The sequence below is a fragment of the Candidatus Bathycorpusculum sp. genome, from assembly GCF_009778815.1.
Classification (GTDB): domain Archaea; phylum Thermoproteota; class Bathyarchaeia; order Bathyarchaeales; family Bathycorpusculaceae; genus Bathycorpusculum; species Bathycorpusculum hydrogenotrophicum.
The window spans coordinates 12,715-33,353 of the sequence record NZ_WRFL01000008.1; the positions used below are offsets into that span (position 1 = coordinate 12,715).

Genomic DNA, 20,639 nt, shown 5'->3' on the forward strand with positions numbered 1-20,639 from the left:
TCGAGTGTGACCTTATATAGTCTTTTAGTTAAAAGTGGCGTTTGAGGTACAGCTAAAATCGTTGTGGTGTTGGTTGGGCTGGCTAGTTTAAATTCAAGGGTTTGCTATCCTTAAGAAGAGTGTGAATAGCTTGTTCCGTGTAAGAGTCAACAAAATTGAATCCACCCGTGATTTAGATGGTAATCTAGGTAAACGAATTGAGTTGCTTGAAGAACGTGAAGTTAATCCCTACATTGTGCGGCCGCAGTCTGATGATGCCAAGATGGCGCAAGATATCATGCAGGCGCTTCAAACCCAGATGCCGTTTCTGCCCCAGCGTAACCAAATGGCCACTCCTAAAATTATTCTGTTCCTAACGGAGCATGAATACGACAGTTTAGGCATAAACTTTGACGTTAACCAAATCTATGAAGTCGGGCTTGAAAACCAAGCAATACGGTTTAGGAAAGTTTAGTCAGTTCATTTCTCATTTGCGCCAGCGACGGATGCTTTGGGTGAAAGGACAACACAAACATCATATTACGCATGGCGTTACAAATTTCCTCTAGACCTGCAATTTTTCCCTCATCACAATAAATCGGGATTGGTTCTCCGTTAAGATTTTCTTCATAGTACACATAGATGGGCAGGGTTGAACGTTTAAATCGTATAATCTCAAAATCAAGGTTTAGACGCTTCGCAGTTTCTTTAGCGGCTTGTTGCACCGATTCAAAACGAGTTCTACTTTGAGATCCCGCTGAGGCATAAACTATCAATTTTCCACTGCTACTATTGGTTGTGAACATACACGTCTCCAATACATCATCGATGAAAACTGCTTTTAAACCAAACCACCAACCGACCCTCATAGACAGGGGAGGGATAACTAAAAGTGAACAAGCCGAAAATGATCGCTATAGTATACGTGAACTTAATGAGCGGTTTGTATGTGTGGTAGGGAACGTTAATAAAATCAGCTGCTAAACACTTTGGCATGACCAAAACTCGTGCACATGTATATATCAGTGGTAAAGTTCAAGGTGTTTATTTTCGGCAAAATACCAAAAATCAAGCGCTACATCAAAGCGTAACTGGTTGGGTGCGTAATCTTGATGATGGTAGCGTGGAAGCAGTTTTTGAAGGCGAAGATGCCTCAGTCAGGGCTGTAGTTGATTTTTGCCGTGTTGGTCCAAGAGGTGCATCAGTAACAGGTGTAGCTGTGGCTTGGGAGCCATATCAAGCAGAGTTTCAAAGTTTTGAGATAATTTAGTGCTTAGATTTTTTTCTTGGGTACTCTGAAGTGGCTGTCTCTGCCTGCGCTTATGTATTCTCCGCCCATGCCGCGCACAGCGGATGCGATTTTAGCAAAGTTGTCGCTGCCTAGAAACTGTTTGGGTTTGATTATGATGTAGTCGTCTTTTTCTTCAAATGCCAAACGGGCTTCAAGTTCTTCGGGAAAACTCATACGGATGTCATCTAGCGCGCGTAGTCTTGAGGGTTCAGCTGAAGCTGTTGGTGCTGGCGGGGTTGTTGGTTTGGGTGCTGTTTGTGGTGGCGGTGGAGGTGGTGATGTGGCATAGAGTGCTGAGGATGACGCAGAAACCGTTTTAGGTGCCGTAATTTGTCCAACGGCCAATAATTTTAATGCCGCATAGACCTCACGTAGCTCGTTTGAAGCCTTGTTTAGAGTAGCTGTTAACTCCTCAACCTTAGCTAGCAGTTGATCGAGTTTCTCTCTGTCTGCGCTCACTATTCTCCCTCTTAACCCTAAGTACACCCAACGCCTATAAATTATTTCCATACCAATTATCTTTCTCTGAAATAGCCGCTGATTCTTATGTGCAGAATTTTGTTCTTGATTGCGATTTGTTTATGTTTCACTCCCAGACACTACCTACTATTATCTCCCGAGGCGCAAATAGATGACAGCGCAAGATGAAAAAATTACTCTGATGCACGGTGCAGGCGGCACCGTCATGCATGAGCTTGTCAAAAACTATATCGTCAAAACCTTTCGCGGTATAGGTAATGCAGAGGTTCCCCTTGAAGCCATGGATGATGCTGCTGTTGTTGGCGATATCGTCTTTAAAAGTGACTCCCATGCAGTAAAACCAATATTTTTCCCCGGCGGCAACATCGGACACATTGCCATCTCCGGTACGGTCAATGACATTAGCTGTCTTGGCGCCCAACCAATAGCCTTAGCCTGCGGTTTAATTCTAGAGGAAGGCTTGTTACTATCGGATTTGGAGCGGGTTTTAAGTAGCATGCAGGAAGCCTGCATCCAAGCTGAGGTAGGTATCGTTACAGGCGACACCAAAGTCGTCGAAAAAGGCACCTTGGGCGGATTAGTTATGAACGTTTCGGGTATAGGTAAACGCACCCCCGCATTAGACCACAACCTCGAGGTTGTTCGCCAAACCCGCGAATTTAGCGCCCGTTGGACTTTGGATTCCAACTTGGCAGAGGGTGATAAAATAATTCTAACAGGCACTATTGGTGATCATGGTTTAGCGGTGCTCTCCGCCCAGCAGGGCTTAAAGTTTGGAAGCGACATAAAATCTGATGTCCAACCCCTTAACCGCTTAGTACAGGCATTGCTGGGCGAAGTCGGTGGAATTGTTGCCATAAAAGATCCTACCCGCGGCGGTTTAGCTGATGCCCTAAACGAATGGACCGAGAAATCCCAAGCCGGCATTCTGCTAGAGGAAGACAAAATCCCCATCCGACAAGACGTACAAACTGCCTGTGAAATGCTGGGGTTAGATCCTCTTGAAATCGGCAACGAAGGTAAACTCATCATCGGTGTTACCCCCCAAAAGGCACAGGAAACCCTCGCGTTTCTACAAAAGACTCCTCAGGGGAAAGATGCCCAAATAATTGGCGAAGCCACCCAACAGTTCCACTGCGTGGCAATGCAAACAGTCATTGGCGGCAAACGCATAGTAGCCCGTCCAATCGGTGACCCCATACCTCGAATCTGTTAACAATATCTGCAAATTTTTTGGTTGTAGTTTTCTTAGATGTTTCGTATTGTTTGTAGTATTGTGTGGCAGATCTTGTGTTGGGCGTGAATCATAACGGGTCGAAAATTCCGTCTGGTTTGAACTGATTATTTCCAACAATGTTTTGAGTTATCACTTGCTTGATTTTCAGTTGTTAAGTAAACTTTTTAACGGTCTTTATTAAATATGTGAATAGTGACTCCGTTTGAAGCGACTGATTTATGCATTGGCGCTTATTTTTGTATTTTTCCTCTTTGGGTCTATGTTGCTTCCGTGTGCTGATGCTGACTGGGTGATGTTACGTGCGAATCCTTCGCAAAGCGGCATTATATCACACTATGATTCAGAGCTTATGCCTAAACAAAATTGGACCGTTTCCATACCCGAGGGCTTTTGGTCGTCGCCAGTGGTTGACAATGGACTACTATATGTTGGAACTGGGGCTGGCAATATTTGTGCTCTAAGGGCTTCTGATGGTGAGCAAATCTGGAATTTCACAATTAGCATATACACTGTGAATGCGTGTCCAGTTGTAGCTCAGGGCATTTTGTATGTATGTTCTGATGAAGGCTTGTTTGCACTGGATGCTTTAACCGGTACAAAAATTTGGAGTTACCCTGCTGGAGAAGGGACCACGCCTGCTGTAGTTAATGGCATAGTTTACTTTGGAACCGCCAATGGTGTTGTTTATGCCCTAGATGCTTTGGATGGGTCTGAAATTTGGACCTATACAACTGATAACCTTTTTTGTATAACACCTGTGGTTTATAATGGGCGGGTCTACATTGGCGGCGGTCGTACATGGAGAGGTATTTACGCTTTAAATGCTTTAACTGGTGAGCAAATCTGGAATCATACCCCTCACTGGCAAAATGTTTTCGCTATGTCTGCGACTGCTATTGCTGATGGTATGCTCTTTTATTCAACCCCCTATGAACTTTATGCATTGTCTTTAGCAACTGGCGCTGAAGTATGGCATATCGGAATCGACGAGATGGCTTCACCTGTAGTGGTTGACGGTAAAGTTTTCATGGGTTCCAATGATCCCTCTTATTCTGTTTGTTATGCACTTGACGCTAAAAGTGGACGCCAACTTTGGAATTATTCTTCCCCCGAGCGTATTGCTTCTTCTGATCCAGCGGTTAAAAACGGCATAGTTTACTTTGGTGCATCTGACAAAAACATCTACGCCCTAAAAGCCACCACGGGTACAAAAATTTGGAATTACTCAATAGATTCACCCGGCGATACAACTTTTTCTGCACCTGCGGTTGGTAACGGTGAACTTTTTATCTGCTCTGTGGCTTACACATATGAACCATTTGCATTTGTTTCACAGATGTGTGCTATCGTTACAGATCCACCAGCTAATGTCTTTGGTGGTGACTATTTTCTCCTTGAGCTCTTGCTTGTTGTAGTGATCCTAATTATTACAATCCCTGTAGCCGTTCTTTTATTTAAACGATATCACCATAGACAATTGCACCCTTAAACGGTGTTTACAAGACAAGGCCAGTCACTATCTTAGTCACTGTGCATATGACTCTCAAAATAGCTTCTCTAATCTACTCAAAAAACAAACTAAAACTGCTCAAATACTGGTAGCCGGTTTTTTTGGGTTATTCTGTTTTTGTTGTGTTAGTGCTTGTTTCTCTGCTCTTGAATGGTTAGCGATCAGAAGAAATTAAGAATATAACTGATGTATGTACTTTGTGTAAATCTAATTGAGAGGGGAAAAGTTTGGAACAAATAGAAGATTTAGAACGAAAAGAACGTGTGGAACGGAACTATCGCATCGATATAGGTGCCTACGGTAGCATCTGTATTGAAGCGCCCACAAAAGAAGAGTGTCTAGAGCTCTTCAAAGAAGTTACCAGCACAAAACGTGAATCAAAAATCAGCGAAGCCATACGTTAATTGCCTATTTTAGGTATTTTATGCTCTGAGCGCCTTTTTGGTGCTCTTTAGAGTAACAACGCATCTTTATCTGTTATAATAACCGTTTTTTGAGTGGTGAAAATTTTGCATCATTCTAAGAAATTTTTAGCATTGGCGTTTTTTGGCGTTGCACTAACCACTGTTAGCTTGGCTCTTTGTATGAAATCAAAAAAAGCCGAAAGAGATTGCGGTTGCCGACACTAACCTGCCTGCTTAGTCTACTATTGTTGCGATAAAAACTCTTGTAGTGGGCACCCTGCGTTAGAGGGTTGCTTATCGCCTCTTTTTTTGTTATGGTTGAGTCGTGTTTATTTCCGTGTTTTTTGCCCAAACTCTGCAGGTGCCTTCATTGCTTACCATGCAGGCGCCGATTGGTTTTGTTGGGGTGCAGGTTTTGAGAAATAGGGGACATTGGTTGGGTTTGATTTTTCCGACTATGATTTGGTGGCATTGACATCCTTGGGGTATGTCTTTGCTTTGGATGGGTTTAAGATGATATTTTTTGCGGGCATCGTATTGGGCGAGTTGGTCTTTGAGTTGTAGGGCTGAGTTGTCGAGTTGTCCGATGCCTCGCCAAGTGCCTGTTGTGGTGGTGAAGGCTTGGTGGATGGCTTTGAGTGCTTTTTTGTTGCCTTCTGGTTTAACTACGCGGCTATACTCGTTTTCTAGGTGGGCTTTGTTTGTGTTGTGTTGTTTTAGCAGCATATAGATTGCCATAAGGACGTCGTTGGGTTCAAAGCCTGTCACTACGGTGGGCATTCGGTAAATTTTTGTGAAGAGTTCATAGGGTTTTAATCCGATTATGGCGCTTACATGGCCGGGTGCGATGAATCCATCGATTTGGAGGTCTTCTATGCCTAGGAGCATCTCCATTGCTGGTGGAATTAGGCGGTGGGAAACCAGAAAGCTAAAGTTTGGGGGTAATTCGCTTAGGGCTTCGATTGCGGTAATGGGTGCAGTGGTTTCAAATCCGACCGCTGAGAACACAAATTCTTTTTGCGGTTCTTTTTTTGCCATCTCGATGGCATCTGAGACTGCATAGACCACCCGTACGTCTGATCCAATGGCTTTTGTTTCTATAAGGGTGGCTTGGCTTCCCGGTACGCGCAAAACATCTCCAAAGCAGGTGATGACTTTGCCTTCTTTGGCCAGTTCTATGGTGTGGTCAATTTCTGAGGCGGGCACAATACATACGGGGCATCCTGGGCCTGCGATAACTTCTATGTTGGAGGGCAGCAGACTACGCAACCCATAGTGGGTTATGGTCCATTCATGGGTTCCACAGACATGACAGATCTTAATCGGGTCTGCTTTAGCTGTTGTGAGGTTGTGGATTTTTTGAACTATATCTTGTGTTGTTTTCGGGTTTCTAAACTGCCCCACCATCTCTACCATCGAGAGTCCTCCTCATCTATTCTCCTGCTGAGGCTAAAACTTCTTTCCAGAGGTTTAGGGTTTCTAGGGCGTCTTTTTCTTCAATCACTTCTATGGCATAGCCTGCGTGAACCAGTACATACTCGCCTATGTTAGCCTCCACAAGTGAGACGTTTATGTCGCGCAGTACATTTTGTCCAAAGTCTACTTGGGCTTTTTCACCTTGGAGAGAAATAATTTTTGCGGGAATGGCTAAACACATAAACAAACACCAAATCAAACTGGTTTGGCGCGATAAAAACAGATTGGTCTAAACTACGAAAATGATGCCGCAACCACCTGACCCAACGAGATCCCCCCATCACCCGCTGGAACGGTTCTGTGCACATAAAAATCTAACCCCGCAGCTTCAACTCTTTGGCGCATATACCCCGTCAGCAGCTGATTACAGGCAACACCCCCCGTTAACCCAACATTTCTTGTTTTTTGTGCTTCTGCGGTTTGGATAGCTAACTCTGCTAATCCCCTGCCCAGATAAGCATGAACCGAGCGGGCCAAATTTTCAACCGCTACTCTACCCACTTCCTCATAAACTGTTCCCATCAACTGAGTAGTATCTAAAACCCCTTTGTGCACAATAGGCTCTAAGCCTAAAACATCTCTGCCCAACAGTGCTGCTGACTCCAACTTGAGCGCCGGCTCTCCCTCATAGCTACGCTCAAAACAAACCCCCAAAACGGCTGCCGCCGCATCTAACACCCGCCCACAACTGGTCGTCTCAACAAACCCCCTGCCCGACGTGAGCTGATCGGCTATAAGTTTAGCCTCCCCTTCTCCATGCGGCAGATGAACCCGGTTTTTAATAAGCCACGCCTCCACATCCACCCCTGCTTTGCCCAGTATACCTGCGGCCATACGCAACGGATAGCGGCTAGCCAAATCTCCCCCCAAAAACGGTTGCGCCTCCAAATGCGCCGACCGACTAAACTCCGATAAACCATAAACAGTATGCAAAATCTCCCCACCCCACGCCTCACCACCCAAACCATACCCATACCCATCACACACCGCCGCCACCAAACTATCCAACCCCTGCTCAGCCATCAACGCTACGGCATGCGCATAATGATGCTGCACCAAAACCAACGCCAACCCCCTTGCCTCAGCCATCTCTTTAGCTATCTGAGTGGTGGTAAATTTAGGATGCATATCACAAGCAACCACCTCAGCTTGAGTGTTTGTAAGATACTGCAGATGACTAAGAGCCTCTTGAAGAAACGCCCGCGTTTCTAGGTTTTCCACATCCCCTATATGCTGACTGATAAAAGCCCTATCCTCACCCAACACACAAACCGTATTGTTGAGTTCACCCCCCAAACCAACCACACAACGCCCAGCCCTATGCTTGAGACGGATCGGCTCAGGAGCATACCCCCGGCCCCGACGCAAAAACACCGCATCAGCGTTGTTATGAACACGCATCACACTATCATCACAACGCTGCGCAATTCTTCTATTATGAAACAGAAAATAATCCACCGACTCCCCCAGAACTCTGAGAGCCTCAGCGTTATCTTTCACTATGGGCTGATTAGCAGGATTCGCACTGGTCATAACAAACGCATCATCATCCACCTGATCAAAGAGCATATAGTGCAAAGCAGTGTAGGGCAACATAACCCCAATATTATGAAGCCCCGGTGCAACCAAACCCGAAAAATCACAGATCTTTTTTTTAGAGAGCAAAACTATGGGACGCTGAGGCGAAACAAGTAGCTGCCGCTCAATAGTGCTCACCTCACAAACCTCCTCAATTGCCTCCAAACTCTTAGCCATAACCGCAAACGGCTTCTCATGTCGATGCTTGGTTTCTCTGAGTCTCAAAAGCGGAGCCTCAAGTGTTGTAGACGCCGCAATATGGAACCCTCCATATCCTTTGATAGCCAAAATTTTACCTCTTGAGAGCAACTTGCCTGCCTCTCGAACCGGATCACCAATCTCTATGGGATCACCTTTGTTGGTTGTGAGATAAACCTGAGGCCCACAAACAGGACACGCCATAGTCTGAGCATGAAACCGCCGATTCACCGGGTTTTTGTACTCCTCTCTGCAAGCGTTACATAGAGCAAACTCGTGCATAGCGGTGTTCTCCCGATCATAGGGAAGCCGATCAATTATGGTAAACCGAGGCCCACAATCCGTACAAGTTATAAAAAAATAATCCTGCCGCCGATCCACTACATCACAAAGCTCCCCTAAGCATTGATTGCAAACAGCAATATCAGCGGGAATGATTGAACCTCCAATCTCACCCTCTTGCACGCTCTCAAAAATACTAAAACTACTATACTGATTAACACCTTGCAATTCCGTTTTTTTGATTTGCTCAATTCTTGCCCTCGGCGGCTTCTCCTCTATCAACACCGCCATAAACCGCTCAATATTTTGGGCACTGCCCTCAACTAGTATCTCAACTCCAGCATCCCCTCTGTTACGAACATACCCAACTAAGCCCTGATTAACCGCAGTACGATAAACAAAGGGACGAAAACCAACACCTTGAACAATACCTAATACAGTGAGTTTAACACGCAAAGAGCAGGCCTACCTATTCAAAGTCCATGTTTTCTCTTATGTATTTCGTAAAAACTCTGTCTGAGCCTTAAAATTAGAACCAGTGATGGCCCCTTAGTAATCTATTGCCTTATAGCCAAGCCAATGGAGCAACATGGAAACAATCACAAGTAAACACATTCTCCAAAGCCTCTGCGAAAAGCAAATCATTGTCATCAAATATGCGGCTGGTTTTTAAGCAGTGCTTGTAACGATAATACTATCCAACCTCCCCAAGGAATCGTATGAAACTCTTAACGTTTAGTGTTGTATTCATATTGACCGTTTGCCTAGTCTTTGCAGGTCTCATTTTGTTTCCTGATATTTTGGGACAAGCGGCAACTCAGAATAACGAAATCGTTTTCGGTCTCTTTTTAGGTCCCTTTTGTGTATTGTTTGTTTTGGGATGGTTAGGTGAAAAATTGATACTCAAACTCTTCCAGAAAAACCCTGACTAACTCAGCACTCTCAAATACTGAATGTTTTTATGTTGTGTGGGGTCAATTTTGTTAGGTGTTGATCTCTTGCAAAAATCACAGATATTTGATCTGCTTAACAAAAATCTCGTGTTCTTTTTGGCAACTGTAGAAGGAACTGAACCTCGTGTTCGAGGCATGATGCTCTATAGAGCCGATGAATCAGGCATTATCTTCCACACAGGCCCACAAAAAGAGGTATATCATCAAATTCTAAAGAATCCCCATGTGCAAATGTGCTTCTACGATGCAACCCAAAACATACAAATTCGCGTGCGCGGCACCCTTGAAAAATTGGATGACCCAGCCCTCAAAGATGAAATAACCAACCATCCTACCCGTGTTTTTATGCAAAGCTGGAAAGCCAATTGTGCCACCAAGCAGGATTTCTATAACATGTTTTCTGTTTTCCGCCTAAAAAACGGCATAGCAAACATATGGACCTTTGCCGCCAATTTTGCACCCAAAGAAGACATTCCACTCTAATTCAACCTCCTCTTCATTTATCTATGGTCTCTGAGTTTCAAGTGACTGCTTGGCTCTAAATGGGCTTCGCATTTTCATAAAATTTGACACGAAGTTTGTGTCGAGGAAACCTTATTTATACTGTGAATAGAGAAAATGGATATGAATCTGTTTGAATTGCGCGATCGGGTACTAACGTTGCCGATGTTTGAAAAAAGAATGGATCTTTTAGAAAAGGAGATTTTGGAGGCAACAAGTACTGTCTCTGTTTTGCTTCGGCGCTATGAGCAGGATTGTCGTGATGTGCAACGTATACAAAAAAATTCACTTTCGGCTTTCATGTTTAAAATAGCCGGAAAATATGATGGCAAACTGGAAAAAGAGCAACGCAAGGAAATAGACGCCAAGCTTGCGTATGACCGTGCCGTTACAAATCTTGTGTGTCTTGAGCAGGAGAAAACTGAACTGGCTTTCGACATTTTATCCTTGCAAGCTGACAAAGAAACCTACCAAACAGAACTGGAAAACAAGCGGAGCGATGTCAGCAACCAGCAAGTTGCGTCAGAAGGCGCGCAATATGTAGAATTGGAAACTGAACGAAATGCTATCATTGCGCAAATAACTGAGATTGAACAGGCGATTACTGCCTTAGCTCATGCTAAATCAACGGTAAAAACTATGCTTAAATCCCTCAAAAGTGCCCAGAATTGGGCAACATATGATGCATTCACACGGGGCGGCATCATCACTCACGTGAAAAAATATTCTCATATTGACGAAGCGGAAAAAAATTATCACCTTCTCTCATCGCAATTAAGCAATTTACAATCTGAACTCAACGATGTTGAGGGTTTGACCGTGTCGGGGTTCAACGAAATCTCCTCTAGTCAACGTACCATCGATTTTTGGTTCGATAACATCTTTACCGACTTATCAATACGCAACCAAGTCAAAGACAACGCAGAGCAGATGAACCGCTTGCTAACTAACATGAATACAATTGAGACGTCGCTTAACTCAAAATTGAACCAAAAATCAGAAGAGCTACTGAAAAATAGACACCGCGAAGAAGAATTTCTCCTATCCCTCTAAGCGATGAATACACCCATAGCAAAGCAATTGCAAATCTGCTTCTTTTCTTTTTTAGCGTAGTTTCATAAGGATCATTTCAGCTGCTAGGATCATGGGTTCCCAGGTTTCGCATAGGGGTGGTGCGTAGGCGGTGTCTGCTTTGGCGAGTTCTTGGATGGTCATGCCTTGTTGGATGGCAAAGGAGAGACTGTTTATGCGCTGAGTGACTTCTTCGCCTCCAACGATTTGAGCGCCGATGATGCGTTTGGATTCTTTTTCGACAACGAGTTTGATTTTTATGGGTTTGGTGCCTGGGAAATAGCTGGCTCTGGTTTTACTGCTCACAGTTGCAGTGATAACTTCGATACGGTTGCGCTGTGCGGCAGTCTGAGTTAGTCCGGTGTTGGCTACTTGGATATCAAAGAGCTGGGTGACCGCTGAGGCTAAAACACCGTTAAATAGGCTGTAGTCGCCGCCTGCGTTTGTGCCTGCCACTTTGCCTTCTCTTACTGCAATAGTGCCCAGTTGCGCGCAGGTGGGGCGATGGGTGATTAGGCTGGGGGCTTCGGCACAGTCGCCCACAGCGTAAACGTCTTTGATCTCAGTTTCCATGCGTGCATTTGTTTTAATTGCTTGGGTTTCGCCTAAGGGGATATTGGCTTCTTTGGCGAGGTTGGTTGATGCGCGCACCCCAAAGGCACTGATAATCAGATCTGCCTCGAGAACTTGTCCGTTTGCTTTGACTGCGCTGATTTGGGTTTCGCCTAAAAATTCTTCTACTATGGTGTTTAGCAGAATTGTTATTCCTTTTTCTTCGAGGTGTTGCTGAATTAGCTTTGCCATATCAGCATCGAGAAATTGAGGTAGAATCTGTGGTAGCATCTCAACTACGGTAACTTTGAGTCCCCGCTCCACTAAGCCTGCGCTTAGTTCTAGTCCGATGAGTCCTGCGCCCATAATAAGAGCTGATTGGGCACCTGCTTTTATGGCGGCATCGATTTTTTCGCCATCTTCGAGGGTGCGAAGCGAGTGAATGCCTGCTTTTTCTTTTCCTTTTATGGACGGCATAAAGGGTTCTGCGCCGGTGGCAATCACCAAGGTATCGTAGGGTAGGCTTTGGGTGCTGTTTTCTTTGGTTTGGATCGTTAGGGTTTTGTCTTTGGTGTTTATGGCGCTAACTTTGGTTTGGGTGCGCAGATCTAGTTTTTGCATCTGGAAAAATGCTGGGGGATAAACCACTAAATCTCTAAAGTTGGGGATGTGTCCAGCTATGACAAAGGGCAGGCCACATCGGCTATATCCCGCGGTCTTTTCTTGAGTGATAAGAATGATTTCTGCGGTGCGGTCTTTTTTACGTGCGGCTGCGGCTGCTTCTATACCTGCTGCACTAGCTCCAATAATAACTATTTGCCGCACCATATTCTTCGCCAATTATTCTTGGTTTGCTGTTGTTGTTTGTGTTCTGTGCCACTCAACCGCTTTGTCAAAATCCATAAGATTGGCTAGATCGCCCTCTATGTTGCTGGGGTTGATGAGGAGTAGCCAGCCTTTATCGTAGGGGTCGTCGTTTAGCATCTCGGGGTTGGATTGGACTTCTTCGTTGACTTCTACGATGGTTCCGCTAATGGCTGCAATCAAATCTGAAACTGATTTTACTGATTCAAGAGTTCCAAAGGGTTCGCCTTGTTTGACCTCGGTGCCTTTACTGGGAAGTTCGGCGTAGACGATTTCGCGCAGTGCTTTTTGGGCATAATCGGTAATACCTACCCGGGCTTTGCCGTCTTCAATTTTAACCCAGGCAAAATCTTTGCTATAGTAGAGGCCCTCGGGCACTTCGTACTGTTCAACTCTAACCATAACTGTAGCTTCCTAAGATAACCAACAGAGAAAGCCTATAAAAGGTTTAGTGGGAAAGAAGATGAGCGGGGTTAGCGTTCGCGTTTTCCTGCAATCCACTCTTCGGTCCATTGGTGTGCTTGGCTGTCTGGGATTTGTTTGGGTGGATGCTTGAAGGCATATGCAGGCATGCTGATTAGCGCACCGCTGAGTTTGCGATCTAGAGCGATTTTTGCAGCTCGGATAAGATCAATGACGACACCGCCACTGTTGGGGCTGTCTTCAACTTCGAGTTTAACGCTTATGTTTATGGGGCGGTTGCCAAACTTGCGGCCTTTGAGACTTATGTAGCAGATTTTTTTATTCCCCAAAAATTCCACATAATCGCTTGGACCAATACGGGTTGGCACTGCATAGGGCACCAAGCTGGTCACGGCCTCAGTTTTGCTAATACGCTTAGACTTGAGGCGGTGTTCTTCTGTCATGTTTTGGAAATCAGTATCGCCGCCCAAGTTTAGTTGATAGGTTTCATCAACGATGACTCCGCGATCAATGCAGAGCCGCACAAGGTTGCGATGCAGTATGGTTGCGCCCACTTGGCTTTTGATGTCATCGCCCAAAACTGGTAATCCGGCGGCTTCAAATTTCTTAGGCCACTCCCCTGAGGCATCTGAGCCAATGAATTCAGGCATACAATTAACAAATGCACACCCCGCATCTAGGGCACACTGAGCATAAAACCGACTTGCATCATGGCTGCCCACCGGCAGATAATTAATTATAACCTCTGCTTTGGCATCTTTTAGGGTTTGAACGACGCTTTCTTTGGTTGCACTGTCATCATAGACATTAAAAACCTCACGCATATGAGTTGCAACACCATCCAAGATAGGTGCAGGTGAAACCTTTACACCCAAATAGGGAACATCAGAGAATTTCTCACACACATTAGGTTTTATCCAGATGGCTTCTGAAAGATCTTTGCCAATTTTATCCTTATTAACTTCAAAGGCAGCGACAAAAACTATGTCACGAATATGGTAACCGCCAAAGTTAACATGCATCAAGCCGGGAACTGACTCAGTCTCTTTTGCGTCTTTGTAATACTGAGTTCCCTGCACAAGAGTACACGCGCTGTTACCAACGCCAACGATTGCTACACGAATCTGAGGCATAAACAGTTACTCCAATGCTTAATTTATTGTAGGCTAATGGTTAGGTGCTCTATAACTATTTTGTTTATTATACCCCTTGATCGGCTGATAACTGTGTATGTTAGCTTATTTTTGTTAGAATATCTTGGATTTCCCCATAGTCTGGTTCCATCGCAGGATTTGGCGCAACCCAGATGTAGCGCACTATGCCCTCTTTGTCTAGTATGAATATGGCATGCCTGGGAGGTTCTAAACCATAGCGTTTACTGGTTTCACGGTCAGGATCACTTAAAATTGGATACGGTAGCCGATTTTTCTTCGCAAAATCCCTATTTGCTATGGGATCATCAACGCGCACTCCAATAACTTGTGCCTCTAGATTTGTATAGCGCGCCATAGAATCTCTAAAGGTACATGCTTCTTTGGTGCAGGTCAAAGTAAAGGCGCCTACAAAAAAGGCCAAAACAACTTTGTTCCCCGAAAACTCATGTAAACTAACAGGCGCCATATCTACATTGAGCAGAGTGAAATCTGGGGCGCTATCACCAATTTTGATTGCCATAAAAATCGTCCATAAAAAGGAAGACTCTGCCCATATAAAATGATTGCCTCAACAATCGTTTACAGTTGTGAATTGTCCATCGCCTGATTTGTGAGGAAATATCCTCTAGCTTGTTTCCGCAACAATTCAACCGTACCCACCGCTGTCAAAAGAGCCATCAGTCCCATAACGCAAAGTCTAAGCCTTAAAATATAGGGAGGGATACAAACGTCAAACAGACCAGAGTACACGTGTGCATGTGTCTGTGTGAAAATTCAGCCCCATAACTTGTATACTGTCTGTGGATGTATTGAAAAATGACACAGGTGATTAAACTGCGTTTTTGTTATTTCTCATTTACATTTTTAGGATTCAATTTACGGTATAGCTTTAAGCCTTCCATGCTAAATAGCATCATTGCTACAAATGTTATTCCTACTAAAACTATGAATCGTACATCAATTATTGAATTATCAAGAATAAATAAACTGAGCAGTATCAGGCTTATTTCTGCTGCGAATGCTCCTATAAAAAAGAAGGAGTAAAACATCAATCGGGGCACGAGGTTTTTGCCGACCCACACATGTCCCTCGACAGATGCTTTTGCCTTTAAGACATAGTTGCCGTAGCTGTTTTTCTCTATTAAGCCAAGAGTTTCTAGTTTCTGAAGATGATGGTAAGCGACGCTGGTACTGCTAAGCTCTGCACCACGAGTCACCTCTCTTGTCCCCACAGGTCTATCTGCACGAACAATATACGCATAAACACTTAACGTATAACCTTCCAACTCGTCGCTATCCATTCACCTACGCTCCAGGTTCAGATTCAAGCATCCGAAAAGGTTCAGATTCAAACATCCAGAAAGTCAGGTCCGGTATTGTTGCGTTGGTGCCATAGCGCTCATAGAATTCTTCAGCAGGTATAAGCTTAACCCAAGCCTCTTCATAGACGAAATCATCTTTGTCTGTGGCAGGAACAGCAGCATACGCTATGACTTCTGTTGCGTTGGTGCCATAGCGCTCATAGAATTCTTCAGCAGACAACATTTGGATGCCCTGTGGAACTGGGGGTTCTGCTGCTGAGGGCATAAGTGCTATGGGTACAACTGTTATTATTCCAAGGACTAAGGCGATTATGCTTAAAGATACTAGTTTTTTTTCAATTTTCATTTTTTTGTTTTCACCGCCCTCTATTTCTCAGAGCTGTATATAATAGTCCGTTCCGAACACCTTTTTCTTTAGGCGTTCTTTTTAAGAACATGGTCTTTAGTTTGGTTTATGAGCAAAATGAGTTTTGACACGGTTTAACTTAAAAACGCAAAGTATCATCTAATTTACGTCGTCATAATAGTGTGTTAGTTGTAACTGATCTTTTTCTAAACATTGTTCATAGTTAGTTGAATGTGAAGGCACTGGGGCAAATTTTGTTGAGTACACAAATGTCGCATCGAGGACTTTTTGCCATGCACACTTGGCGTCCATGGAAGATTAGTAGATCTGTTAGTTTCATCCATTTTTCTTTAGGCGTCAATGCCATGAGGTCTTTCTCGATTTTATCTTGATCTTTCTGTTCAGTTAATCCGAGCCGTTTGGAAAGTCGCATCACATGTGTATCAACCGCAATACCTGCGGTTATGCCATAGCTGTTGTAGAGAACAACATTGGCAGTTTTGCGCGCTACCCCTGGTAATTCCTGTAGTTCTGCCATGGTTTTGGGAACTTGTCCGCCGAATTTTTTCACAAGTATCTGGCATGAGGCCTTGAGATTTTTGGCTTTGTTGTGATAGAAACCTGTTGAGTGGATATCAGCTTCTAGTTCTTTTAGATCGGCGTTTGCATAATCTTGGGCGGTGTGATATTTTTTAAAGAGACTCTGGGTTACGAGATTGACTCGAACATCGGTGGTCTGTGCTGAGAGCATGGTGGCAATGAGCATCTCAAGGGGTGTAGTGTAGGTAAGCGCAGTTTTAGCTTTGGGATATTGCTGTTCAAGAAGCTCTATGATCTTTTGGATGCGCTCTTTGGGTTCAAGATCAATCACAAATAAACCTCTATCACTATCTATACGCCTAGTTTTTAACTCTGCTTTTTATTCATCTGTTTTTTGCGGGGTGTTTGCACAATCTTTTTTGCTTTCTCTGCCTAAACTAGTTTGGTGAGCATAATGGGCGTAAAATTAACTGTAGATAACAAAAGCATCCCTCTAAACGAGTTTGTTGAATCGATCCTTGCTGGAACCATAGCTGGTGCGGTGACAACGCTACATGGAGTAGATGCAAATTGGCATAAAATCGAGATACAAATCGAAAAATCAACTACCCCCTAATTATCTTATGTGATTGCAAGGTAGGATTTTATTAATTCTTTGATTTTCTTAAAATCAGTTTCTTCAAGTGTTCCAATTTTTTCTTTAAATCTTATGGTGCCGTTTGTCAGCGAACGTATGTGAAAAATTAGTGCCGTTGAGTCAAATGTTAACCCATTTGTCTGAGACTTTGCTATTTTGTAAGTGTATTCAAAACGTAGTGTTTCTAAGTTTTTAGTCAGAGGTACAACTACTGATATAGCTGTATCAGAATGAACTGCCAAGATGACTGCTGGACGAACGCCGGTTTGTTCGTTGGCTTGTGTATCTGGAAGCTGTATTAGCCAAATATCTTTCGGCTGAATTTTATGCATTAAACACGCCGTCTAATCTATGTTTTCCCAAGCGGATAGCTCTTGTTTTATCTCCTCAGTTAAATACTTCGGTTTAAAGAGCAAATATTTGGCTTTTTGTATACCTATCAATCTGTCATATTCTGTAAGGTTTGGTTTGAGCTCTTTGAGTGTTGCAAATAAATCGTCCTCTGATATCTCGGGCTTACAATGTTTTATGTATACGGATGCTGTAGTTGCTTCCATAAGCGCCATGCTGTCATAGAGTTTTGAGCAATTTTTTATTCTATCAAGAATGGCTGTTTCGTTTGCTGTCAATGTATAATTTGAATTCATTGCTTCTATTTTATCAGCGTTAGCATAGTAATCAATGGCAAGATCTCTCGAGTAAGGTCCAGCGATATAGAGTGAAAACACATAATTTAGGTCTATACCCAAAATTTGTGCTAGAAAAACAGTTTTTTGAGTGAAGAAACGCCCGCAATAATCTTGTTTATCTTTGATCTTAGGCGATACCTCTAGATGCTTAAGAACTGCTATAACTTTATCAATCTTTGACATTTTCTAGGTCTCCTTGTTAGTTATTGTTTCTATGGCTTTTGTCCATTCAATGATTTTGTTCAGTTCTTTTTTTCCTTTTTCAGTTAAGGTGTAGACATCGATTGTTTTTTTATCGATCTTTACCGCTGTTTTGGTGATGTAACCCATGGTTTTTAATTGGTTGAGATTGGAGATGAGTTTTCCATCAGAGATTTTTAGGGCCGCTTTTAGTTCTCGATATTGGATTCCATCAATAAAGTAGCTAAGTAGACTAAGGATTAAGCATCGGGTTGGTGTAACTGTTTTAGTGCTTAACCTATCGAAACGATATAACAAAGTTTGGATTTCATCTTCAATCAATTTGCTTCGCCAAATACTTTGATTATTACTTTTATTTCCAAAGTATTAAACATGGTGATTAAACAAAACGAAAACATCTGCAAGGAATTGCCAATTGTAGAGTGATATCGTTTCGTGCCTCACACAAAAGCTAATCAAATAAGCTTAGTGTCACAACAATTTGTGCCTGTAACTTGTTGAACTCTTGGATCTGCAAGGGTCTAACGGTTAAAGTGGCTTCATTACGCCTGTGAGTTGCCGGGAGGCTCTCTGAATTCTATGGTTGCATCGATTTTTGTAAACATTTCTTGTTTTGCTCTACAGATAGGACAAACATAGGGCGGTTCTTCTCGATAAACAACATATCCACACTGTTTACAGTACCATAGGCGCTTTTTAACTTCGGGAGATTGCTTTGGTGCAGTTGTTTGGGGTTGGGGGTTTGTTGGTGTAGTATTTGTTGTGGAGGGTTGTTGTTGGGGGGTGGGTGTGCCATAGGCGCGGTCTATTTTTTCTTTGGGTCGGCGTTCGGGGACTTGGGGTAGGTTTTGGCTTTCGTAGGTGGGTTTGTTGACGTAGAGCCGGCAGTAGCAGGCGCCGTATTGGGCGACATCAGGGTCGCGGTAGTCACAGGGACATATTATATCTCGATCTATGTCTAAGTTTCCTGTGCCTAGGCGGCAGGGGCAAACGGGGTAACCGAATCGTTCTTCGTTTGTTTTTAGGCCTTCAAGGAACATCTGGAGTAGCTCGGGTTGTGGGATAAGATAGTAGCCGTTGGTTTTTGCGTCGGCTTCTGCGCGTTTGCGAACAGTTTCAAGGGTTAGGCTCAAATTTTTAGAGCCTCTTTGAGTTTGTCTTTGCGAAAGCCGGTGATGATGGTTTTATCATCAACGATGATGGTTGGGTAGCTTAGAGTTCCGCCTTTGCTTGTGATACTTTGGTGTACTTGGGTTTTGTCGTTTGGATCTAGGAGATCTACGTCGACAAATTCGTAGGTGATGTTGTTGTCGCTTAAAAATTGTTTAGTTAATTTGCACCACACGCAAGTGCTAAGTGCGTAGAGTGCTACTTTATGTTCATTTTTCTTTCCAGAAACCTTAAAAAACTGCATCTAAAAATATCCCCAATAAACTGGGGATTTGGGCGCATATAACTGTTTATCTGCCCGCTTGTTTTGTTGGTTATTGTTGTTGGGTTTGGGTGTGTTGGTGTAGGTTGATAAAGGCGTTTTGTATCACTTCGTTTAGTGCTGGGTGTATGTGCATGCCTTGTGCGATGGGGCTGTAGTCGCCGTTGCCGCTGACCATGGCGTTGGTGATTTCTTGGATGAGTACGGTTGCTTCGGGTCCGATGATGTGTGCGCCTAGGATTTTGCCGGTTTCTTTTTCTACAATGACTTTGACAAAGCCTTCTGGAAAACCCATAGCTGCGCCCATGGCTGTATCTCGGTATGCTGCAATACCGACTAGGGTGTTGTAGTATTGTTTGGCTTGCTGTTCGCTTAGTCCTACTGCGGCGATTTGGGGGTAGGTAAAAATGCCTCGGGGTACGACGTTGAAGTCCATGGCTACTTTGTGATCATCATGGGTTGCGTTGTGCCACACTATGCCTGCTTCATAGTTGGCGGCATGTTTAAACATCTGTTTGCCTAGGGCGTCTCCAAAGGCGTAGATGTTTTCTTTATTGGTTTCTAGATACTCATTAACTGTGATAAACCCTTGTTCATTGAGGTTGAGGCCTATTTTTTGGGGCTTGAGCAGATAGGCATTGGAGCTTCGACCGGTGGCTATCATGAGGGTTTGTGCGGTGTGTTCTTTTTGTGTTTTGGTTGTTTGGTTTTGGGTTGTTAGGGTTATGTTTTGGTTTTCATCTTTTTTGACTTCGAGGGCTTCATAGTCTGTATAGATGGTTACGCGTTTGGATAGTTCTTTTAGCAGGAGTTCTGATATTTCGGGTTCTTCTTGGGGTAGGATGTGTTTGGCGCGTTGGATTAGGGTGGTTTGGGTGCCAAGGGCTGAGAAAAAGTGTGCGTATTCTATGCCGATGTAGCCGCCTCCTACAATAAGGATGCTTTTGGGTTGGGTTTGGAGTTGGAGTGCGGTGTCGTTTGTGAGGTAGTTGATGTTTTGGAGGCCCTTGATTTTTGGGATGATGGTTTGGGCGCCTGAGGCGATGAATATTTTTTTAGCTTTGATGGTATGGTTGCCGCTTTGTAGGGTGTAGTCTGAGATGAATTCGCCTGGGTCTTTAAACCATGTTAGGTTGGGGGTGATCTCCACCGAGGCGGATAGGTGTTTTGAGTCGTGTTGGGTAAGGGCTCGCATGCGGTTCATAATGTCGGCAAAATCTGCTGATTTGTGGTCGATTTTGATACCTATTTTTGTTGCTTCGCCTAAGCTGGTGAGTAGGTCTGCGGGGTAGAGTAGCATCTTTGAGGGGACACAGCCGGTGTTTATGCATGTACCGCCCATCTTGTTGCTCTCAATCAACGCTGTTTTAAACCCCTGCTCCACTGCAGCGGAGACAACCAACATTCCCGAACCCGAACCAACAACTAAAACATCAAACTGTTCCAAAAATAAAACTTCCTAAAATAATACGAATTTAACAAATAGATAAACCTTTCAACCACAACTGTTCCCTCAAAC

At 43.9% G+C, this 20,639-nt stretch carries 27 protein-coding genes; 9 read left to right on the forward strand and 18 right to left on the reverse strand.

The genetic code is table 11. The annotated features are described in order from the left end of the window. The first annotated feature begins 121 nt into the window (after nucleotides 1–121). Nucleotides 122–454 carry an arcadin 1 gene (locus FWF39_RS02880; RefSeq protein ID WP_343381932.1) on the forward strand — a complete coding sequence of 111 codons (333 nt, stop codon included), beginning with the start codon at nucleotides 122–124 and terminating at the stop codon, nucleotides 452–454. Here the strand turns inward: FWF39_RS02880 and FWF39_RS02885 are convergent. Beyond that, on the reverse strand, nucleotides 441–785 hold the full coding sequence (locus tag FWF39_RS02885) for a hypothetical protein (RefSeq protein ID WP_343381933.1): 345 nt from the start codon (nucleotides 783–785) through the stop codon (nucleotides 441–443). The two genes, FWF39_RS02880 and FWF39_RS02885, sit on opposite strands and share 14 nt — an antisense overlap. 188 nt (nucleotides 786–973) lie before the next feature. On the opposite strand from FWF39_RS02885, the gene FWF39_RS02890 reads away from it, so the two are divergent. Further along, the gene (locus tag FWF39_RS02890) at nucleotides 974–1,249 is read left to right on the forward strand and encodes an acylphosphatase (RefSeq protein ID WP_343381934.1); all 276 of its coding nucleotides are present in this window, start codon (nucleotides 974–976) and stop codon (nucleotides 1,247–1,249) included. A 3-nt stretch (nucleotides 1,250–1,252) separates the two neighbouring features. Here FWF39_RS02890 and FWF39_RS02895 read toward each other — a convergent pair whose 3' ends face one another. Beyond that, nucleotides 1,253–1,729 (reverse strand): hypothetical protein, encoded by a 477-nt coding sequence (locus FWF39_RS02895; RefSeq protein WP_343381935.1) that lies wholly within the window; start codon nucleotides 1,727–1,729, stop codon nucleotides 1,253–1,255. A gap of 172 nt (nucleotides 1,730–1,901) precedes the next feature. Between FWF39_RS02895 and hypE the strand changes: the two genes are divergently transcribed. The 3 genes from hypE (at nucleotide 1,902) to FWF39_RS02910 (ending at nucleotide 4,901) form a co-directional block, all read left to right on the forward strand. Beyond that, nucleotides 1,902–2,966, forward strand: coding sequence for a hydrogenase expression/formation protein HypE (gene hypE / locus FWF39_RS02900; RefSeq protein WP_343381936.1), 1,065 nt, complete (start codon nucleotides 1,902–1,904; stop codon nucleotides 2,964–2,966). Between the two features lie 223 nt (nucleotides 2,967–3,189). Then, nucleotides 3,190–4,476 carry a PQQ-binding-like beta-propeller repeat protein gene (locus FWF39_RS02905; protein WP_343381937.1) on the forward strand — a complete coding sequence of 429 codons (1,287 nt, stop codon included), beginning with the start codon at nucleotides 3,190–3,192 and terminating at the stop codon, nucleotides 4,474–4,476. A gap of 248 nt (nucleotides 4,477–4,724) precedes the next feature. Beyond that, a complete protein-coding gene (locus tag FWF39_RS02910; RefSeq protein WP_343381938.1) occupies nucleotides 4,725–4,901 on the forward strand; it encodes a hypothetical protein in 177 nt (58 codons plus the stop codon). 312 nt (nucleotides 4,902–5,213) lie between these two features. Here FWF39_RS02910 and hypD read toward each other — a convergent pair whose 3' ends face one another. Genes hypD through hypF form a run of 3 tightly spaced genes read right to left on the reverse strand, consistent with a single transcriptional unit; the run spans nucleotide 5,214 to nucleotide 8,891 of the window. Continuing rightward, entirely contained in the window at nucleotides 5,214–6,317 is a 1,104-nt protein-coding gene (hypD, locus tag FWF39_RS02915) for a hydrogenase formation protein HypD (RefSeq protein ID WP_343381939.1), read from the reverse strand. Nucleotides 6,318–6,333: 16 nt separating this feature from the next. Next, nucleotides 6,334–6,558, reverse strand: a complete 225-nt coding sequence (locus tag FWF39_RS02920; RefSeq protein WP_343381940.1) for a HypC/HybG/HupF family hydrogenase formation chaperone — start codon at nucleotides 6,556–6,558, stop codon at nucleotides 6,334–6,336. A 53-nt stretch (nucleotides 6,559–6,611) separates the two neighbouring features. Further along, nucleotides 6,612–8,891, reverse strand: a complete 2,280-nt coding sequence (gene hypF / locus FWF39_RS02925; RefSeq protein ID WP_343381941.1) for a carbamoyltransferase HypF — start codon at nucleotides 8,889–8,891, stop codon at nucleotides 6,612–6,614. Between the two features lie 263 nt (nucleotides 8,892–9,154). On the opposite strand from hypF, the gene FWF39_RS02930 reads away from it, so the two are divergent. The 3 genes from FWF39_RS02930 (at nucleotide 9,155) to FWF39_RS02940 (ending at nucleotide 10,942) form a co-directional block, all read left to right on the forward strand. Next, on the forward strand, nucleotides 9,155–9,367 hold the full coding sequence (locus FWF39_RS02930) for a hypothetical protein (protein WP_343381942.1): 213 nt from the start codon (nucleotides 9,155–9,157) through the stop codon (nucleotides 9,365–9,367). Between the two features lie 21 nt (nucleotides 9,368–9,388). Then, complete coding sequence (locus FWF39_RS02935) at nucleotides 9,389–9,871, forward strand: pyridoxamine 5'-phosphate oxidase family protein (protein WP_343381943.1); 483 nt, start codon at nucleotides 9,389–9,391, stop codon at nucleotides 9,869–9,871. Nucleotides 9,872–10,012: 141 nt separating this feature from the next. After that, nucleotides 10,013–10,942 carry a hypothetical protein gene (locus FWF39_RS02940; protein WP_343381944.1) on the forward strand — a complete coding sequence of 310 codons (930 nt, stop codon included), beginning with the start codon at nucleotides 10,013–10,015 and terminating at the stop codon, nucleotides 10,940–10,942. A 51-nt stretch (nucleotides 10,943–10,993) separates the two neighbouring features. Here FWF39_RS02940 and FWF39_RS02945 read toward each other — a convergent pair whose 3' ends face one another. From FWF39_RS02945 to nth, 7 genes are all read right to left on the reverse strand, one after another. Beyond that, entirely contained in the window at nucleotides 10,994–12,340 is a 1,347-nt protein-coding gene (locus tag FWF39_RS02945) for an FAD-dependent oxidoreductase (RefSeq protein ID WP_343381945.1), read from the reverse strand. Between the two features lie 12 nt (nucleotides 12,341–12,352). After that, on the reverse strand, nucleotides 12,353–12,778 hold the full coding sequence (gene gcvH, locus FWF39_RS02950; RefSeq protein WP_343381946.1) for a glycine cleavage system protein GcvH: 426 nt from the start codon (nucleotides 12,776–12,778) through the stop codon (nucleotides 12,353–12,355). Between the two features lie 71 nt (nucleotides 12,779–12,849). Next, nucleotides 12,850–13,932 (reverse strand): inositol-3-phosphate synthase, encoded by a 1,083-nt coding sequence (locus FWF39_RS02955; protein ID WP_343381947.1) that lies wholly within the window; start codon nucleotides 13,930–13,932, stop codon nucleotides 12,850–12,852. Nucleotides 13,933–14,032: 100 nt separating this feature from the next. Next, on the reverse strand, nucleotides 14,033–14,473 hold the full coding sequence (locus FWF39_RS02960) for a peroxiredoxin (protein ID WP_343381948.1): 441 nt from the start codon (nucleotides 14,471–14,473) through the stop codon (nucleotides 14,033–14,035). Nucleotides 14,474–14,798: 325 nt separating this feature from the next. Next, nucleotides 14,799–15,254, reverse strand: coding sequence for a hypothetical protein (locus tag FWF39_RS02965; RefSeq protein ID WP_343381949.1), 456 nt, complete (start codon nucleotides 15,252–15,254; stop codon nucleotides 14,799–14,801). Between the two features lie 4 nt (nucleotides 15,255–15,258). Further along, a complete protein-coding gene (locus FWF39_RS02970; RefSeq protein WP_343381950.1) occupies nucleotides 15,259–15,621 on the reverse strand; it encodes a hypothetical protein in 363 nt (120 codons plus the stop codon). 223 nt (nucleotides 15,622–15,844) lie between these two features. Then, entirely contained in the window at nucleotides 15,845–16,492 is a 648-nt protein-coding gene (gene nth / locus FWF39_RS02975; protein ID WP_343381951.1) for an endonuclease III, read from the reverse strand. A 123-nt stretch (nucleotides 16,493–16,615) separates the two neighbouring features. Between nth and FWF39_RS02980 the strand changes: the two genes are divergently transcribed. Beyond that, nucleotides 16,616–16,777, forward strand: coding sequence for a hypothetical protein (locus FWF39_RS02980; protein WP_343381952.1), 162 nt, complete (start codon nucleotides 16,616–16,618; stop codon nucleotides 16,775–16,777). A 5-nt stretch (nucleotides 16,778–16,782) separates the two neighbouring features. On the opposite strand, the gene FWF39_RS02985 is transcribed toward FWF39_RS02980, so the two are convergent. The 6 genes from FWF39_RS02985 to FWF39_RS03010 all read right to left on the reverse strand — a co-directional run bounded on the left by FWF39_RS02985 (nucleotide 16,783) and on the right by FWF39_RS03010 (nucleotide 20,567). After that, nucleotides 16,783–17,130, reverse strand: a complete 348-nt coding sequence (locus tag FWF39_RS02985) for a type II toxin-antitoxin system PemK/MazF family toxin (RefSeq protein WP_343381953.1) — start codon at nucleotides 17,128–17,130, stop codon at nucleotides 16,783–16,785. A gap of 12 nt (nucleotides 17,131–17,142) precedes the next feature. Then, nucleotides 17,143–17,670, reverse strand: a complete 528-nt coding sequence (locus tag FWF39_RS02990) for a hypothetical protein (protein WP_343381954.1) — start codon at nucleotides 17,668–17,670, stop codon at nucleotides 17,143–17,145. A 3-nt stretch (nucleotides 17,671–17,673) separates the two neighbouring features. Next, the gene (locus tag FWF39_RS02995) at nucleotides 17,674–18,009 is read right to left on the reverse strand and encodes a transcriptional regulator (RefSeq protein ID WP_343381955.1); all 336 of its coding nucleotides are present in this window, start codon (nucleotides 18,007–18,009) and stop codon (nucleotides 17,674–17,676) included. A 221-nt stretch (nucleotides 18,010–18,230) separates the two neighbouring features. Next, nucleotides 18,231–18,821, reverse strand: coding sequence for a ferredoxin-thioredoxin reductase catalytic domain-containing protein (locus FWF39_RS03000; protein ID WP_343381956.1), 591 nt, complete (start codon nucleotides 18,819–18,821; stop codon nucleotides 18,231–18,233). After that, entirely contained in the window at nucleotides 18,818–19,102 is a 285-nt protein-coding gene (locus FWF39_RS03005) for a glutaredoxin family protein (protein ID WP_343381957.1), read from the reverse strand. Before FWF39_RS03005 ends, FWF39_RS03000 begins: the two co-directional genes overlap by 4 nt. 70 nt (nucleotides 19,103–19,172) lie before the next feature. Further along, nucleotides 19,173–20,567, reverse strand: coding sequence for a dihydrolipoyl dehydrogenase (locus tag FWF39_RS03010; RefSeq protein WP_343381958.1), 1,395 nt, complete (start codon nucleotides 20,565–20,567; stop codon nucleotides 19,173–19,175). Between the last annotated feature and the right edge of the window lie 72 nt (nucleotides 20,568–20,639).